The 16,722-nt window shown below is 70.2% G+C and carries 14 protein-coding genes and 1 pseudogene; 7 read left to right on the forward strand and 8 right to left on the reverse strand.

The features are described 5' to 3' along the window. Positions 1-6: 6 nt before the first annotated feature. Entirely contained in the window at positions 7-960 is a 954-nt protein-coding gene (gene add / locus IEY87_RS14120) for an adenosine deaminase (RefSeq protein WP_189139076.1), read from the reverse strand. Positions 961-1,004: 44 nt separating this feature from the next. Beyond that, positions 1,005-1,766 (reverse strand): class I SAM-dependent methyltransferase, encoded by a 762-nt coding sequence (locus tag IEY87_RS14125; protein WP_189139077.1) that lies wholly within the window; start codon positions 1,764-1,766, stop codon positions 1,005-1,007. Positions 1,767-1,956: 190 nt separating this feature from the next. On the opposite strand from IEY87_RS14125, the gene IEY87_RS14130 reads away from it, so the two are divergent. Further along, on the forward strand, positions 1,957-2,709 hold the full coding sequence (locus IEY87_RS14130) for a protein phosphatase 2C domain-containing protein (RefSeq protein ID WP_189139078.1): 753 nt from the start codon (positions 1,957-1,959) through the stop codon (positions 2,707-2,709). 215 nt (positions 2,710-2,924) lie between these two features. After that, positions 2,925-3,824 (forward strand): annotated as a pseudogene (locus IEY87_RS14135) (RNA polymerase sigma factor); the annotation flags it as partial. Here IEY87_RS14135 and IEY87_RS14140 read toward each other — a convergent pair. Then, positions 3,821-4,912, reverse strand: a complete 1,092-nt coding sequence (locus tag IEY87_RS14140; RefSeq protein ID WP_189139080.1) for a winged helix DNA-binding domain-containing protein — start codon at positions 4,910-4,912, stop codon at positions 3,821-3,823. The pseudogene IEY87_RS14135 and the gene IEY87_RS14140 sit on opposite strands and share 4 nt — an antisense overlap. A gap of 16 nt (positions 4,913-4,928) precedes the next feature. Continuing rightward, the gene (locus IEY87_RS14145) at positions 4,929-6,359 is read right to left on the reverse strand and encodes a WS/DGAT/MGAT family O-acyltransferase (protein ID WP_189139081.1); all 1,431 of its coding nucleotides are present in this window, start codon (positions 6,357-6,359) and stop codon (positions 4,929-4,931) included. Between the two features lie 120 nt (positions 6,360-6,479). Between IEY87_RS14145 and IEY87_RS14150 the strand changes: the two genes are divergently transcribed. The 3 genes from IEY87_RS14150 (at position 6,480) to IEY87_RS14160 (ending at position 9,446) form a co-directional block, all read left to right on the forward strand. Then, the gene (locus IEY87_RS14150) at positions 6,480-7,670 is read left to right on the forward strand and encodes a cysteine desulfurase-like protein (protein WP_189139082.1); all 1,191 of its coding nucleotides are present in this window, start codon (positions 6,480-6,482) and stop codon (positions 7,668-7,670) included. A 104-nt stretch (positions 7,671-7,774) separates the two neighbouring features. Then, complete coding sequence (locus IEY87_RS14155; protein WP_189139083.1) at positions 7,775-8,746, forward strand: tyrosine-type recombinase/integrase; 972 nt, start codon at positions 7,775-7,777, stop codon at positions 8,744-8,746. Between the two features lie 349 nt (positions 8,747-9,095). After that, a complete protein-coding gene (locus tag IEY87_RS14160) occupies positions 9,096-9,446 on the forward strand; it encodes a hypothetical protein (RefSeq protein WP_189139084.1) in 351 nt (116 codons plus the stop codon). A 17-nt stretch (positions 9,447-9,463) separates the two neighbouring features. On the opposite strand, the gene IEY87_RS14165 is transcribed toward IEY87_RS14160, so the two are convergent. The 4 genes from IEY87_RS14165 to IEY87_RS14180 all read right to left on the reverse strand — a co-directional run bounded on the left by IEY87_RS14165 (position 9,464) and on the right by IEY87_RS14180 (position 12,459). Further along, positions 9,464-9,637 carry a hypothetical protein gene (locus IEY87_RS14165; RefSeq protein WP_189139085.1) on the reverse strand — a complete coding sequence of 58 codons (174 nt, stop codon included), beginning with the start codon at positions 9,635-9,637 and terminating at the stop codon, positions 9,464-9,466. Between the two features lie 252 nt (positions 9,638-9,889). Continuing rightward, positions 9,890-10,831, reverse strand: coding sequence for a tyrosine-type recombinase/integrase (locus IEY87_RS14170; RefSeq protein ID WP_189139086.1), 942 nt, complete (start codon positions 10,829-10,831; stop codon positions 9,890-9,892). Between the two features lie 349 nt (positions 10,832-11,180). Beyond that, entirely contained in the window at positions 11,181-11,387 is a 207-nt protein-coding gene (locus tag IEY87_RS14175; protein WP_189139087.1) for a hypothetical protein, read from the reverse strand. 97 nt (positions 11,388-11,484) lie between these two features. After that, positions 11,485-12,459 carry an alpha/beta hydrolase family protein gene (locus IEY87_RS14180; protein WP_189139088.1) on the reverse strand — a complete coding sequence of 325 codons (975 nt, stop codon included), beginning with the start codon at positions 12,457-12,459 and terminating at the stop codon, positions 11,485-11,487. A gap of 720 nt (positions 12,460-13,179) precedes the next feature. Between IEY87_RS14180 and IEY87_RS14185 the strand changes: the two genes are divergently transcribed. After that, positions 13,180-14,394 carry a TetR/AcrR family transcriptional regulator gene (locus IEY87_RS14185; RefSeq protein ID WP_189139089.1) on the forward strand — a complete coding sequence of 405 codons (1,215 nt, stop codon included), beginning with the start codon at positions 13,180-13,182 and terminating at the stop codon, positions 14,392-14,394. A gap of 1,119 nt (positions 14,395-15,513) precedes the next feature. Next, entirely contained in the window at positions 15,514-16,710 is a 1,197-nt protein-coding gene (locus IEY87_RS14190; RefSeq protein ID WP_189139090.1) for an MFS transporter, read from the forward strand. The last annotated feature ends 12 nt before the right edge of the window (positions 16,711-16,722 follow it).

The following is a 16,722-nucleotide window of genomic DNA, read 5'->3' on the forward strand; positions in this document are numbered from 1 at the left end:
GGTCCCTCAGAGGGCGGTAGGGGCCGCGAGCCAGGCGTCCACCCCGGCCAGGAGGCCGGCCTTGAGCTCCGGCCGGGCGAACGACGCCTCGATGCCGGCCCTGGCCAGCCCGGCCAGCGCCGGGTCACCGTAGCCGAAGACGTCCCGCGCGCGGCCGTACTCGTCGGCCAGGGCGGTCTCGCCGTCGGTGTTGAGCGTGACGACGAGGCCGGCGGCGCCCAGCAGCGGCAGTGGATGGGCCGCCAGCGCGGGGACGACGCCGAGCAGGACGTTGGAGGTGGGGCAGACCTCGAGCGGGATGCCCCGTTCGCGCACCTCCTCCACCAGGGCGGGGTCCTCCAGCACACGGATGCCGTGGCCGAGCCGTTCGGCGTGGCCGAGGGTGAGGGCCTCGCGGATGCTGGCGGGCCCGGCGAACTCCCCCGCGTGGTGCACCAGGCGCAGACCGGCGTCCCTGGCCGCCTCGAACACCTCGGCGAACGGCGCCAGCGGGTGGCTCTCGTCACCGGCCACCCCGATCCCGATCACGTGCTCGTAGCGGGTGGCGAGCCGGTAGGTCCGCCAGAGCCGCTCGACGGGCCGCCGCCGGGAGTGGTCGAGCAGCACCCGGCACTCGATGCCGTACCGGGCGCCTTCGGCGAGGCCGTCGAGCACCGCCTCCAGCGGCATCTCCGGCGCCCCCAGCCGCTCGCCGTGGGCGGCCGCGGTGAAGGTGACCTCGGCGTAGCGGGTCCCCTGCGCCGCCTCGTCCTCGCAGAACTCCAGCGCCACCCGCCGGAAGTCGGCGGCCGTGCGCAGCAGGTCGCGCACGCGCCCCCGCTGGTCGGCGAAGGCGCGGAAGCTCGCGAACCCCTCCTGCGGCGCCGGCTCGCCGCCGAGATCGCGCACGGTGCCGGGCCGTACCGTGCTCTCCAGGTGAACGTGCAGGTGGGCCTTGGGCAGCGCGCGGACGTCTCTCACCCGCAGCACCCTAATGACCAGCGGGTACGGCGCGCATCCGGGTTTTATCGCCGCCTGGTGACCCGGATCTTCGACTGCTTGTGCGGTCCCCGCTCCCAGTCGTCCATGAACGCGGCGTCCAGTCCGTGCCGGTCGGCCAGCGCCACCAGGGTCTCGGTGCGGTAGTAGAAGTCCTCGCGCAGCACCTGGTGCTCCTTGCCTTCGGTGCGGTCGAAGGTGAAGTCGAACCAGCCCGCCGGCCGCATGACCCGGCCGATGTGCGCGAAGCACTCGTCGATCACCTCCAGCGGCGAGTGGGAGAAGACGCTGTGGGCGTGCACCACGTCGAAGTGCTCGTCGGGCAGGAAGGCGAAGCGCAGGTCGCGTACCGGGGTGAGGTAGGGCAGTTTGTCGCGCAGACCGTGCGTGGCGACGGTGTCGTGGGCGGCCATGAGGATGTCCGGCGAGATGTCGATGCCGTAGTAGTTGCCGGTGTGCAGGTAGTCGATGAACAACCGCCCGGCCCGCAAGTTGCCGCAGCCGATCTCCAGCATGCGGCATTCGGGCTTGAGCCCGTGCTCCACCAGATAGTCGAACTGCATGCGGCCCAGCGCCAGCCAGCGCTTGTGCGAGTGGGACCCGACGGCCCCCTCGGGGCTGCGCGCCGTGTCGGACTTCATGACCGCCCGGTAGTAGGCGACGTGGTCGCGGGAGCGCAGGCGAAGCCACGAGTCGCGGGCGAGTCTGCGCAGGTGCGGCACGACCTTGTGGGGGTGCTTGAGCGCGTACGAGGCCTGGTGGACGAGGCTCGAACGAGGGCGTGTCATGTGATGTACCGCCAAAGGTAGATCCAGCCTCTGTCACGGGCCGGAGAGGTGGGCACGGCCGTCCTGAAGGGAATGTAAATCACCTGCCCGAACCGCCGAGCGGCTCGCGTGACACTCTTGAATCGCCATTTGCGCAGCCTTTCTCCATGACGGTTACCCGCGAAGGCGCACGGCCATTCCGAGGAGTTCGATGACGCGGGTCCGCTATGCCACCGTCGCCGCGCCGGGCGGCGTCAACGAGGACTACGTGATCGCCGGGCCGTCCTGGGTGGTGGTGCTGGACGGCGCGACCGCACCGCAGGGGGTCGACTCCGGGTGCGTGCACGACGTGAGCTGGCTGGTGCGCACCCTGGCCGGGGCACTGGCGGTCCGCCTCGACGGCGACGAGTCCCTGCCCGGCGTCCTGGCGCGGGCCATCGCCGCCACCATGGACGCGCACGCGGCGACCTGCGATCTGGGCAACCCGAACTCCCCCTCCTGCACCGTCGCCATCGCCCGCCGCCGCGGCGACCGGCTCGACCATCTGGTGCTGTGCGACTGCGCCATCGGGCTGTGGCATCGCGACGGCACGGTCACGGTCGTCACCGACGACCGGCTGGAGCACCTGCCCGGCGGCCGGCCGTACTCGCTGGAGCTGGTCGCGTCGCTGCGCAACAGGCCCGGTGGGTTCTGGGTGGCGAGCACCTGCCCCGAGGCGGTGGCGCAGGCGCTGACCGGCTCGACGCCGGTGGCGGACCTGCGCGGGATCGCCCTGTTCACCGACGGGGTGACGAGACTGGCCGACTGGTACGGATATTCCTGGGAGCTCCTGGTCAGCGGCGCCGCGCAGGCACCCGAGGACCTGACGGCGCTGGTGCGCGAGCAGGAGCGGGCGCACGGCCCGGTGCGCGGGAAGGCGCACGACGACGCGACCGCGGCCTGGCTGTCCTTCGAACCCGGTTGAGACGGGCGTCACAAGCTGTCGGTGCCGTTGGGTAGCTTAGGGGGTGAACAATTCTCCCGCTCGTGGTAGGGGGCCGATTTCCCGAACTCGACACGCACCCGACGCCGGCGCCGCCGCCGACTCCGTCCAACCCGAGCGAGGAGATCGCCTTGACCCAAGCAGCAGCAGAGGTTGTCGTCGACCTGGACGACAACACGACCTCAGTCATCGGCACCGACTCCGTCAAGACCTACCTCAAGGAGATCGGGCGGGTGCCGCTCCTGACCGCCTCTCAGGAGATCGACCTGGCCAAGCGCATCGAGGCCGGGCTGTTCGCCAGGGAGCGGCTGGACACCGAGGACGGCCTCAGCGGTGAGCTCCGCGCCGATCTCGAATGGATCTCCGACGACGGGGACCGGGCCAGGCAGCGGATGCTGGAGGCCAACCTGCGCCTGGTGGTGTCCATCGCCAAGCGCTACACCGGCCGCGGCATGCTCTTCCTCGACCTGATCCAGGAGGGCAATCTCGGCCTGATCCGGACGATCGAGAAGTTCGACTACCGCCTCGGCTACAAGTTCTCCACCTACGCCACCTGGTGGATCAAGCAGGCGATCACCAGGGCCATGGCCGACCAGGCGCGCACGATCCGCATCCCGGTGCACATGGTCGAGATGATCAACAAGGTCGCGCGGGCCCAGCGGACGCTGCAGAGCGACCTCGGCCGTGAGCCCACCCCGGAGGAGATCGCCGCCGAGACCGAGCTCACCACCGATCGGGTGATCGAGGTGCAGGGCTACGGCCGCGAGCCGATCTCCCTGCACACGCCGCTCGGGACGGAGGGCGACAGCGAGTTCGGCGACCTCATCGAGGACACCGAGGCCGTCTCCCCCGCCGAGGCCGTCTCCTTCACGCTGCTGCAGCAGCAGCTGCGCGCCCTGCTGGACGACCTGTCCGAGCGCGAGGCGGGCGTGATCTCCATGCGGTACGGCCTGACCAACGGCAAGCCGATGACCCTCGACGAGATCGGCCGCATCTATGGCGTGACCCGCGAGCGGATCAGGCAGATCGAGGCCAAGACGATGTCCAAGCTGCGCCACCCGTCCAGGGCGATGGCGCTGCGCGACTACCTCGGTTAAGCGCTCGCCCGCCGGCCTTCCGAGGGGTGCCGCCACGCGAGGGTGCCGCCCGGCGCGCCCGCGAAGGCGAGCAGGCCGGCGCCCTCGGCGGCGAGTTCGGCCATGGCTCGCTCCGGCAGCGGGCCGAAGGGCCGCAGTTCCAGCACGCCGTCCTTGATGTCCCACATGCCGGCGACGATGCCGTCGACGAGGAAGGTCGGGAAGATGACGGCGCCCACGCACACGGCCTTGCGCTGCTCGTCCGTCATCATCCGGGTGCGGTCGGCGTAGGCGACGATGAGGTTGTCGAAGGCGGGCAGGAACCGCACGGGAGCGGGCACGTCCTCCTCGGCGAGCGGCGCGTCCGGCAGGTCGTAGAGGACACGACCCTCAGTGTCGTGATATTTCCGCAAAGGCATGGCCTCGATCACCGGCCGCAACCGGGTCAAGCCTGACCACATCTGCACGTCCATCACGCTCGCGGGGCCGAAGGCGGCCAGATAGCGGGTGACGAGCCGTTCGATGGGCGGGGCGTCGTCCAGCGGCCTGCCGAGCCACTCCTCGGCCAGCGTGAACGGCGTCGCCCCGCCCCGGTTCCAGACGCCGCTCGGCGGGGCGTGCACCACCGGCACCAGCGCCTGCGCCGACCAGCCGAGCGCCATCGGCTCGACCTCCGGCCAGCGCTCCAGGAGCAGGTCGCGGAGCTGGGGCCGGGTCAGCGTACGGCCCGCCAGGTGCCCGCGGGCCAGCGTCACCAGCTCGTCCAGGTCCACCTCGCCGGTGGCCCGGCCGAACCCGGCCTGCCGGGCCCGCGACATCGGCGCCTGCATCATCGGCCGCAGCCACAGGTAGTCGTCGGCCAGGGCCAGGTGCTGGGTGCTGCGCAGCAGCGACCCGCGTACGACCTGCCTGCCGTACAGCAGGGAGGTCAGGTCCTCCTGGGTGAAGGAGGCCAGCCGCGACCACAGGCCGTAGTACGGCGGGTTGACGTCCTGTCCCTGGAGGGCGACCAGCCGCTCGATCGCCCGCAGCGGGGACAGCGGCGAGCGGGCGAGCAGGAGCTGGCGGTCCAGCGTCGTACGGTTGAGCACCCGGCGGTTCAGCTTCATACCGGCAGGCTAGGAGTTATTGCGGAAAGGAAGCTTCCGCGTTGAGCAGCTCGTCGAGCGCTTCGCGCAGATGCCCGGCCAGCTCCCACGCGTCCGGCACCATCGTCCGGTCGGTGACCACCCCGAAGTCGAGTGAGCCGTCGTAGGAGAAGGCGGTGATGTTCACCCCGCCGCTCATGTCGGTGATCACCGAGACCGGATAGTGGTGCAGCAGCCGCACGCCGGACACGTACAGCGGGAACTGCGGGCCCGGCACGTTCGAGATGAACACGTTGATCGGCGGCACGGTATGCCCGACCAGCCCGAACGCCGACCTGGAGGCCAGCCCCATGAGCGCGGCGGGCATCGACTCGCTGAACTCGCGCAGCCAGCGCGCGGGCGACAGCGAGAACCGGTCCTTGATCCGCTGCATCGCGAGCCGCACCTCGTGCAGCCGGGCCACCGGATCCTCCAGATGCACGGCCAGCGGCGCGGTCATGATCGTGACCTGGTTGCCCGTCCCCTCGTCACCCGCCGCGCGCAGCGAGAACGGCACCCCGGCCACCAGCGGCTGGTCCGGCACCCCGCCATGCCCGGCGAGCCAGCGCCGCAGCGCTCCGGCGCACACCGCCATGACCACGTCGTTGACGGTGACGTCGAACTCCTTGCGCACCGCCTTGAACTCCTCCAACGGCAGCGCGACGAACGCGAAGCGCCGATGCGCGGAGATCGGGCCGCTGAACGGCGTCTTCGGCGCGGGCAGCGACGGCAGCTCGGGCGTCTGCCCACTGCCCGCGGCCCGGCGCGCCAGCGCCGCGACGGTCCCGCTGCCGGGCAGCGCCGACACGATGGGGATCTCGTCCAGGTGCGGCGCCGCGCGCGCGACGAACCGCAGCGCCTGCGCCGGGTTGCCGGCCATCCGGGACAGCCCGCGCGCCACCATCTCGGCCGGGCCGGGCGGCGGATCGTCGACCTCGGGCTCGTGCTCGGGCGGGGGCGCGGGGACGGGCCCGAGGTCGAGCAGCGCGGCCAGCACGTCCGCGCCGCCGACGCCGTCCACCGCCGCGTGATGGATCTTCACATAGAGTCCGGTACGCCCGCCGCTCAGCCCGTGGATGAGGTAGATCTCCCACAGCGGCTTGCCCCGGTCCAGGCGGCGCGGATGCAGCCGGGCCACCTGCTCGGCCAGCTGCCTGTCGTCCCCCGGCGGCGGCAGCCCGATCTCCCGTACGTGATAGTCGAGGTCGAGATCGTCTTCGCGCACCCAGTAGGGGTGGTCCAGCCCGAACGGCACCGGGGCCAGCTTGCGGTGCAGCGCCGGGACGTACGGCAGCCGCGCCTGCAGCAGGTCCTGCAGGTCGGCGCGGTTGAGGCTCCCCTCGAGAATGGCCAGGCCGGCGATGTTGGCGACGTTCGTGGCGGTCTCGAAGTGCAGGAACTGCGCGTCCAGGGCGGTCAGCTGGGACATGGTGAAATGGTGCCACTTCCGCCTTGAACCAACCAGACTCAGCCCCCCACTTCAAGTCGGCGGCCCAGCACGTGCCGGGATGGCCCGGTTGAGGTTCCGCAGGGTGAGCATGAACCCTTCATGCACTTTCCTATCGAATCAGTACGTTCCGCCTACCCCGCCTTGGCCGACGGCCACGCCTACCTCGACGGCGCGGCGGGCACCCAGGTCCCGCAGGCGGTGATCGACGCCATCGCCGGCGCCTACCGGGCCGGGCTCGGCAACGTGGGCGGCGCCTTCCCCGCCAGCCACCGCTCGGACGCGATCGTGGCGGCGTGCCGGGCGGCCGTCGCCGACCTGGTCGGCGGGCACCCCGACGGGGTCGTCCTCGGCCCCAACATGACGACCCTCACCTACCGGCTGGCCGGGGCGCTGTCCAGGGAGTGGGGGCCGGGTGACGAGGTGGTGCTGTCACGGCTGGACCACGACGCGAACGTGCGCCCGTGGGTGCAGACCGGGGCGACGATCCGCTGGGCGGAGGCGGATCCGGTGACCGGTGAGCTGCCGGTGGAGCAGTACCGCGAGCTGATCGGCGAGCGCACCCGGCTGGTGGCCGTGACGGCGGCGAGCAACGTGCTCGGCACCCGCCCCGACGTGGCCGCGATCACCGCGCTGGCGCACCGGGCCGGGGCGCTGACGTACGTGGACGGGGTGCACGCCACCGCGCACGGCCCGGTCGACATGCGGGCGCTGGGCGCCGACTTCTACGCCACCAGCGCCTACAAGTGGTCGGGCCCGCACATCGGCGCGGTCGTCGCCGACCCGGCCCTGCTGGAGACGGTCAGGCCGGACAAGCTGGCCTCCTCCTCCGACACGGTGCCCGAACGGTTCGAGCGGGGCACCGCCGCCTTCGCCGACCTCGCCGGGGTGACGGCGGCCGTGGACCATCTGGCCGCGCTGGCACCCGGCACGGGGACGCGCCGCGAGCGGCTGCTGGCCTCGATGACGGCCGCGGAGGAGCACGAACTGGCGCTGTTCGGGGTCCTGCTGGCGGGCCTGGAGACGATGCCGCACGTCACCGTGTACGGCAAGCCCGCCAGGCGTACCGCCACCGCGTACTTCACCGTGGCCGGGCGCACGCCTCTGGAGGTGGCCGAGCACCTGGCGGCGCGCGGCGTGAACGTGTGGAACGGCCACAACTACGCCTGGGAGCTCACCGCCGTGCTCGGCATCCGCGACGCGGGCAGCGCGGTGCGGGCCGGCCTGGTCCACTACAACGACCGCTCCGACGTGGACCGGCTCCTGGAAGGCGTGGCCGGCCTGGGCTCGTGACAGCGGCGCTCTCCGGACCGCCGCACATCTGATCACCGGTGCGGCGGGGGCCTGTCCGTCGCTTCCGCGTTCAGGGAGCACCGCCCGGCTTCTAAGATCACCCCATGAGCCTGCCCGCCGTGCCCGACCTGGCGGCGTCGCCCGTCGAGCCGGCCCGCGACCCCTACCACATCTACCTCGCCTCGCTGACCAGCCCGGAGTCGCGGCGCACCATGCGCGGCTGCCTCGACCGGCTGGCCCGGCTGCTCACCGGCGACGAGTCCGTCACCGGTGCGGGCCAGCCGTGGCACCTGCTGCGCTACGAGCACACCGTGCGCATCCGCACGCTGCTGACCGAGCAGGGCTGGTCGGCCGCCTACGTCAACAAGCACCTGGTGGCGCTGCGCAGGGTGCTCAAGGAGTCCTGGCGGCTCGGCCAGACCAGCGCCGAGGACTACGCGCGCGCCTCCGACCTGGCTCCGGTACGGCAGAGCCGCCTGCCCACCGGGCAGCACGTGCCGCCGGAGGTCGTCGGGGCGGCCCTGTCGGCCTGCGACGACTCGGCGGCCGGGACGCGGGACGCGGCGCTGATCGCGGTGCTGTACTCAACCGGCTGCCGGCGCGCCGAGGTCGGCGGGCTGACGCTCGCCGACTACGATCCGGGCGCCCGCTCGCTGCGGGTGCGCGGCAAGCGCGACAAGGAGCGCCTGGTCTATCTGACGGCCGAGGCGATCGGCCTGCTGGAGCGCTGGCTGAGGGTGCGGGGCCGGACGCCGGGGGCGCTGTTCAGCCCGATCAGCAAGGCCGGGCGGCTGCGGCTGCGCGACGACCGGCCGGTGGGGCTGACGGGGCAGGGCATCGCCGACATCCTGGCCCGCCGGCTGGGCGAGGCGGGCGCGTCCCCGCGCACCGCGCACGACTTCCGCCGCACCTTCATCGGCGAACTGCTGGACGCCGGCGTGGACCTGGCGACCGCCCAGGCATTGGTGGGCCACTCCTCCCCAGCCACCACCGCCCGCTACGACCGCCGCCCCGAGCGCACCCGCCGCGAGGCCGTCGACCGCCTCCGCCTCCCCCCGGCCCGCCCCCTGGCCTGACCGGGGCGACAACACCGACCACCTCCTCGCCCACTGGCCTGCCCCATGAGCGGTCACACCGACCGCCTCCCCCTACCTGACCTCGGGCGATACACGACCTCCTCCCCCGCCCCTGGCCTGACGTCGGGCGATCACACCTCGGAACTCCGGGGCGCGGATGGTGACGGGCGCCGGGCCGGTGAGGGGTCTTGTCAGCCGGCGCGGGCGGGCCCGGTGCCGATCGGCCGGGCTCGGTCCTTGCGGTGGTCGCCCGGCGTGTGGCGGTACCACTGCTTGAAGGCGAGGTGGAAGCCGACGGTGGAGCGGTAGCCGACGCGCGGCGCTGACCCGGGACGGGCTGGAGGGCAGGGTGCTGGACGCCGGCGGTCCCGAGGCGGTGACCGGTCACGAGCTGGCCGCGGCCTTCGGGCCCGAGGTTCGTTACGCCGGGCAGGACGTGGACGCGTTCGAGGCAGGACTGGCCATGGCGCTGGGCGCGGTGACGGCGGCCGGGGTGGCGGAGACCTACCGCTGGATCGCCGCCAACGACCCCGTCAAGCTCTACGGCCCCGGCCCGGCGCTGGACCTCCACCCGGCCGCCCCACGGACCTGGATCGCCGCCCAGCGCCGACCTGGTAGCCGTGGGCGCGCCCGCGCCTGCGCAGCGCGCCCAGGACCAGCAGCCGTACCGGCTTCATCGAACCCTCCCAGTAGCAGCTAGCCAAATTTGGCTAGCTGCTACTGGGAGCTTACCGCACCAACGTGGAGGAAATCGGCGTAGCGGCCGCCGCGGCGGTCGACGACCGCCTCGCTCCACGGGTGAGTCAGGGAGGGCGCGTGGTCGATCAGTCCTTCGGCCAGCTGGTCGCGCTGTGACCGGTCCCGCGCCGTGTCGCCGGTGGTCGTGGTCATGATGATGTCCCCCCTCGTTCTTGCGGAGGTATGGGAGCGATCTTCCCTCGTCTCCGCGCGGTCCAACCCTCCTGTTCCGGGTCCCGCACGACCCCTGGACGGCTCGCACATCCGCCCCATTAGGCCCTCCGCTCCCGAACATGTCCCCAGCCGCCAGGTAGCTGCGAGCTCCAGCGATAGATGGCCGGGGAGATCCAGAGCTATCTGGCCGAGGATGGTTCCGGAGCGGTCAGCTGACTCTTCCAACGGGGGTCAATGAGTACGGCGGCGGGGTGCGAGCACCTCGGTGACCTTGGCGATGGCTTCGGGGCCGGGTTTGACGTAGCGCATGGCGGTGCGGGGGTTCTTGTGCCGGGTCTTGCCCATGATGAGATGCAGCGGTACTTCGGCCTCACCGAGGTGGGTGGCGGCGCTGTGACGCAGCTGGTGCAGGTCGAGCCCGGCGTACTTGTCCAGCAGGACACGGGCGCGGTCGTAGCCGAGGCGGGCGCGGCCGGTGTGCGGGCAGATGTCGGCGGCGGCCGGACGGCGGGCCGGGACGGGGTGCCGTTCGGACAGGAACACCGGCCCCTGCGTGCGCGTACTGCCGTCTGGGAGCCGGAGCAGGCGGGGCAGCAGGCGGGCAGTGCCCGTCTCCCAGTACACCCACTCGATCGCGCCGCCCTTGGACCGGGCAGGCGCCCGCCGATGCTCCAGGTCCAAGTCCTCGACGTTGAGCGCCAGGACCTCCGTGGCCCGGGCCGCGGTCTCATAGAGCATCCGCCACAGGGTCTTCTCGCGCAGCGGGATGTCGCGGCGGGACAGCAGCTGGTGGATGGTGGTCTTGGCGACCGCGCGGGTCTCGTCGGTGGTTTCCCTGCGGCGTTCGGCCTCAGTCGGGACGGACGGCGCGGCCCAGTGTTTCTTGGTGCGGCACCAGGCGAGCCAGGAGGCGATGGCGGCGCGGTTGCGGTTCCAGGTCGCCGGCGCACTCGTTCCCCACAGTTCGGCGAGGGCAGTGCCGATCTCGGCGTCGGCGATCTCGGCGAGCGGCCGGTCGCGGCCGAGGCGGTCGATGACGCGATCGATCGCGGAGGCGTAGGCGCGGTGGGTGTTGGGGTTGGCCGTGCGCGGGGTGGCGAGGTAGGCGTCGGCGGCTGCGGCGAGGGTGACGTGTCCGCCGTGCAGGGCGGCGACCTTTGGCACGGCACTCATGCCGGCCGCCGGGCGACGTCGGTGGCGATGTACCGGATAACGTGCCGGAGTCGTGCGCTCCCGTCGGGGACGGTTCTCCTGGTCGCCGCGGCATCGCGATCGCTCATGTACGTGATAATAAGCCATTATCACGTACATGATGGCGGCCGGATGTGCATAGTCGGGACTGGATGGGGGGCGAAACGTTTCCTAGCGAGCGAGGCTCCTCGCTGCAGTCCGTCACGGCGGCTGCACCGCCTCAGTGCGCGGGTCCGGTCAGGCGGCTTATAGGGGTGCCGGGCTGGTCATGCACGTTCGCTACCGCGCTGGTCTGGTCCGTGCCCGCCTGGGTGAGGAAGATCCACGTCCCCTAGACGCCCCACGTCAGGCCGAGCAGCGAACTCGCGGCGTAGAAGCCCATTCCGTTGGTGGAGCCGGCGGCGGCGATTTTCGCGGCGCGGTTGCGGTATGCCTGGGAGGCGGCGACGACGTCGAAGCGGAAGGCGACAACGATGAAGGTGAGGCCGGTGAGTCCGGCGGCGCTACCGCCGACGGTTGCGGCGAACGTGGTCCACATGGCGATTGCTCCTGTGCGATCTGTGATGGGGTGGAAGGTCCCGGTGCGATGAAGTGCGGTGGGCGGCGGCCGTCGCGCCGCCCACCGCCTCGCGGAACTATCTTGTTTCGACCTTGGCGATCGGGTGTTCGCCGTTCTCCAGGGCGTTCACCGCGTTCTTCCAGGCCGGGTCGTCCGGGTAGAGCCGGCTGCGCAGGTAGGCCCACACGAGAGCCCGCAGGGTCGCCACGCGCTCGGGATTTTCGTCGTTCGTCTCTGCGGCGTCGTATCCGGAGATGCCGCCGAAGATGTGACCGGCGCCGTACATGGTCAGCAAAGTCTTGTTGCCGGCGGGGCTGGCCGAGTAGGCGTCAGAACGGTAGCTGAGCCGATCGGAGAAGTAGGGGTTGAGGTCCTCGTCGCCCGCGACGATCAGGCCGACGCCTGTCATCTGCTTGAAATCGGTGTATTGCAGCACCGGGTAGTTCGTCTTGGCCCAGTCGGCGAAGTGGTCGTCGCTGCCGATGCCTGGAGCTCCGATGAGCACTCCGGCCTTGACCCGGGAGTCGGAGAGGTCCTTCGGGCGGTCGTCGTTCGGGTCCAGCATTCGGGCTCCGAGGAGGAGCGAGACGGTGTTGCCGCCCAGGGAGTGTCCTACGGCGCCGACACGATCCCTGTCGATCCGCCGTTCGGCGAGACCAGGGACGGTGGCCTCGATGTCGTCGAGGCGGTCGAGGATGTTGTGCATGTCTGTGGCGCGGTCACGCCAGAACAGGGGCGCGTCCTTGAGGTCGGTGTCGCGCAGGCCGAGGGCCGTCGAGTCCAGGTGGGTCGGCTGGATGACCGCGAATCCGTGGGCGGCGAAGAAGTTCGCCAGCGGCCCATAGCCGTTGTAGGAGGACAGAAAGTTCGCCATCCCGTGCCCGTGGGACAGGAGGATGAGCGGCAGGTCGGTGCCGCTCGCGGGGATCGATACCTTGACCTGCAGCGGCACGGGCCGGCCGGGAACGTCGAGGGTGACTGGGTGGTAGGTGAGGACGGGTTGCGACGCGTTGACCGGGATGTTGGCGGCGTCGCTGTACGGCTTGCTCATCGAAGTTTCCTGATCAGTTCTGGGAGTAAGCCATCCGGCAGACTCCATGGTGATAGCCGCCGGCGGGTGAGCACTCTGTGCTTCCTGGACGTTGAGTCCTGGTGAAAGACCGTGCCCCTGCCGATCGGCCGGGAGAGTTGATCGCTGATGGATGTCGTGCCCGCCCACCTGGGCGTGAGCACTGCTTGATTAGGTTGCTGAGGTTCTCCCGCTGGACTGCTCAGGGTGATCGGGATCGAGAACGGGAGAACCGTTGCGCTTGTTCGTGGGGGGATGACCGGGCCGAGGACCACCACGATGTGCAGGTGATGGACGGCTCCGGCCGGTGGCTGGCCAAGGCCCGCCTGCCCGAAGTGTGTGGCCGGAATGGCCCGGCCACACGCCATCGTCGGCGAGCTGGCCGAGGACCAGGACCGAGGTGCTGGGGGCATCGAGACCGATGGGCAGGGGTGGATGTGGCGCGGCACCATCGTCGGCGTCGCCGTGCCCACGATCGCGTTGTCCGACACCCCAGCAGCATCGCTGGCATGCCCCCCCCCCCCCCGACCAGGACCATCCGGATCGAGCGTCCGGCCGGCGCGGGCGGCCGCGGGACAGCCGTGTCGGCCATGGCCGATCACCCCGAAGTCAAACAATAACAAGCACACTCGTGTTGTTGCTATGAAACTATAACAACTCTACTCAAGGAGTTGTTTCGGGTAATGCCATAGACTTGAGGGCATGACCGAGGCCACCACCGGGCGCAGGGAACGCAAGAAGGCCCGCACCAGGCAGGCGATCGCCGACGCCGCGCTGGAGCTGTTCCTGGAGCACGGCTTCGACCGGGTGGCCGTCAAGGACGTGGCCGAGGCCGCGGATGTGTCGATGAGCGGGCTGTTCAAGCACTTCCCGACCAAGGAGTCCCTGGTCTTCGACGAGGAAGACGATGTCCAGGCCGGCCTGATCTCCGCGGTGCGCGACCGCCCAAGAGGCGTATCGGTTCTGGAAGCCTTGCGCGACTGGCTGCTGGCCCGCGCCTGCGCGGCGACCGCTGACCCGGACGCCGTCGCGTTCCTCGGCCTCGTCGCCCGCACCCCGGCGCTGAGCGACTACGCCCGCCGCATGTGGCTACGGCACGAAGAAAAGCTGGCCGAGGAGATCCGCCAAGCCGGGCCGGACGCCCCCGGCGCCGGCATCGCCGCCCGCGCGCTGGCCCGATTCGTCCTGGACCGCACCCAGCCCTGGCAGCGTGACGATCCGCGCGCCGAGATCGACACAGGTTTCGCCCTGCTCGCCCACGGCTGGCCCGCCCCCGAACGCCAAGTGCCGCCGCACCACCCTCCGCAGGCAACGCCTACGTCCCCGGCCCGCCCACCGGGACTACGCGAACGCAAGAAGGCCGCCACCCGGCAGGCCATCACCGATGCCGCGCTGGAGCTGTTCGCCGCCCGCGGCTACGACGACGTCGGTGTCCGCGAGATCGCCGAAACGGCCGGCACCTCGATCGCCACCCTGTTCGCCTACTTCCCCGACGGCAAGGCCAGCCTGGTCTTCCCCGGCAGCCGCAGCCAGCTCGTCGCCGACCTGGTCAACGCCGTCCACCGCCGCGCACCCGGCCAGAGCGTCCTGGAAGCGCTCCACGACTTCATGGCCGGGCGCGGCCCGTTCGTCCCCGACCCCGCCCCTGACCAGCGACGCGCGCTCGACGTCATCCAGGCCACCCCGGAACTGCGCGACTATGCGCTGCACTCCTGGGCCGCGGCCCAGCAGCCGCTCACCACGGCCATCACCCAAGAGGCCGCTCTGCCGGCCGACGACTCGTCTGCCCGGTTTCTGGTCCGCCATGTCCTGCAGATCCCCGACCTGGCCAACATCATCGATGCCGACACCCGCCACACCCTGGACGTCATCACCGCCCTGCTTGAGCGCGGCTGGCCCGGCTGCCTCACGGCGTAGTCAAAGGTCCAGGGCCGCCTGGGCGAGCCGGGCCAAGATGCCGTGCTTGCCCTGCAGCCGCCGGAACTCACTGCTGATCTCGTTTTCGACCTTCTTCTCGGCCCGCACGCTGATCTTGCCGGCAGCGCTGGATCGACGCCGAGAACGGCACCTACGCGCGGCTCTCCCACGAGGTCCCCTTCGACGAGAACGGCAACGTCGCCCCCTCCAACCGCGTCCTGCCCAAGACCCTCCCTGCGGACGCCGACCCGATCACGAAGATCTTCTTCGACTACTACCGCACCGAGCGCGGCTACCACCCGCGCTCGATCAACTCCACCACCGCGTGGACCGCGACCACGCCGATGTCGTTCTCCGCCTTCCAGCAGATGACGGACATCGACACGCTGGCGCCCCGCAAGGACCTCCTGGTGGCCGGCGCCGACGCGCACTCCCGCTACTACTCCGAGGACGTCCAAGCGAAGGCCCCCGACACCGTCGACCTCGTGATCGTCCCGGGCGCGGACCACGTCGACTTGTACGACCGCAAGGACCTCGATCGTTATCTAGGGTTGTTGGCACCTTCTCGCAGGTCAGAGAAATGTGATCTTGTCAGGCACGTCAGGCATATTCGGCCTCGGGGAACAGCCGAACAGTCGATAGCGACAAGTGCTGATCAACGTCTTGGCCAGGTGACATCGCGATGGACACCGAGCCGGACGACCTGCGAAGGCGCACCGGCTCGCGTTGTCATTGCGGGCTCGCCCCGCCCCTCTCTGTCAGACTCCTGTGAGACATGGGACGAACGATTCCTTTTGAGATGAAGCAGGGCGAGGCAGGACGATCAGGGCAGTGACGATGGCCCTCGCTGGCCAGGCCGAAGACATCCTGCCACTACTGACTGTTCGGCTGTTCCCCGAAGCCGGGATACGCCCGCCCGCGTCGGATCGCCGTGCCCGTGGTGCTCCGCGGCAAGTACATCGGACCGACACGGTATTTGTAGGATGATCCCGATCCGGGTTTCCACTCTTCCGGTCGGCCCAAGCCCTCGGGGACCTCGTGAATCAGCCCTTTCGTCGTGGGCGGCCAATGCATGACAGCTCGTCTGGCGCTGGTGACGGTCGCCCGCGACGCGGCAGCATGACGCTGTCTCGCGGCTGGTCGTTCGCAGCTGCCGCATGTGTCCTTGTCATCGCGCTCTGGGCCAGCGGCGCGCCAGCCATGGTGTACCCGCTCTACGCCCAGCAGTACGGCGTGAGCGAATTTGTGACGACAGCGCTCTTTGCGCTCTACCCCGTCACACTCGTTGCCTCGCTGATCCTGTGGGGATCACTGTCAGACACCTTAGGAAGGCGGCGTGTTCTCCTGATCGGAGTCAGTATCGTCGCCGTTGGAACAGTCCCCTTTGTCTTCATGGACCACCTCGTCGCCCTCTTCGCGGGTCGGGGGTTGCAGGGCGTTGGGGTGGGCATCGCGATGGGGGCGGCAAGCGCGGCGCTCGTGGAACATAGCCCGAGGCGCGGAACGACGTTCGCGAGCTCGATCAACACCGCCGCCACGGCAAGCGGTACTGCGATCTCCCTGTTGTCGGGCGGTGCCCTTGTCGAATATGCGCCCGCCCCAACACGTCTGCCGTTCGTCACCTTACTCACCGCAACGATAGGGTTGTTGTGCCTCCTTTGTTTCCTGGCGGACGCGCGTGTCAGCCAAGCTAAGAGCTGGAGGCCGACGCCGCTTCATCTCCCCACGGCGAACCGCGGCAGCTTCTGGCTGGGCGTTGTGTCAATCAGCGTCGCGTTTGTCATGGGAGCCGTGATCTTGGCCGTCGGAGCGCAGATCGCGGGTGACTTGGTGGGCGCGGACAATGCCCTCCTAGCAGCGTTGCCGCTGGCTTCTTGGGCTGTGGCGATTCTCCCAGCATCGATGTGGGCGCAGCGCCGTGAGCCGCATAGGGCCAGCTTGGTCGGCGGCGTTCTAGCGGTCTTCGGCCTCGCCGCGATGATGCTCGCTGCCGGGTATGGATCCCTTGCAGTGTTTGTCCTAGCCACCATCATCAGCGGCGCGAGCTACGGACTGATGTTCTACGGCGGAATCGGTTTGGTCAACGAAGCTGCCCTGCGCGACGCGCGAGCGGCCACCCTGTCCACGATGTATCTTGTCGCCTACTTCGCGCAGGGGGCGACAGCGGTGGTGATCGGCTGGGCGGCGAGCGTCTGGGGGCTAGCAACTGCGATGGCGGCCGGATTACCAGTCATCGCCACGCTGAGCGTCGGAGTCACGATCCTGACCGTCGTACACCGCCGTCATCAAGGGACAGGCCGAGCAATTTCGGGATGACTCCTGCCGGAG

Origin of the sequence: Nonomuraea glycinis (assembly GCF_014646515.1) — a bacterium.
Lineage (GTDB): Bacteria > Actinomycetota > Actinomycetes > Streptosporangiales > Streptosporangiaceae > Nonomuraea > Nonomuraea glycinis.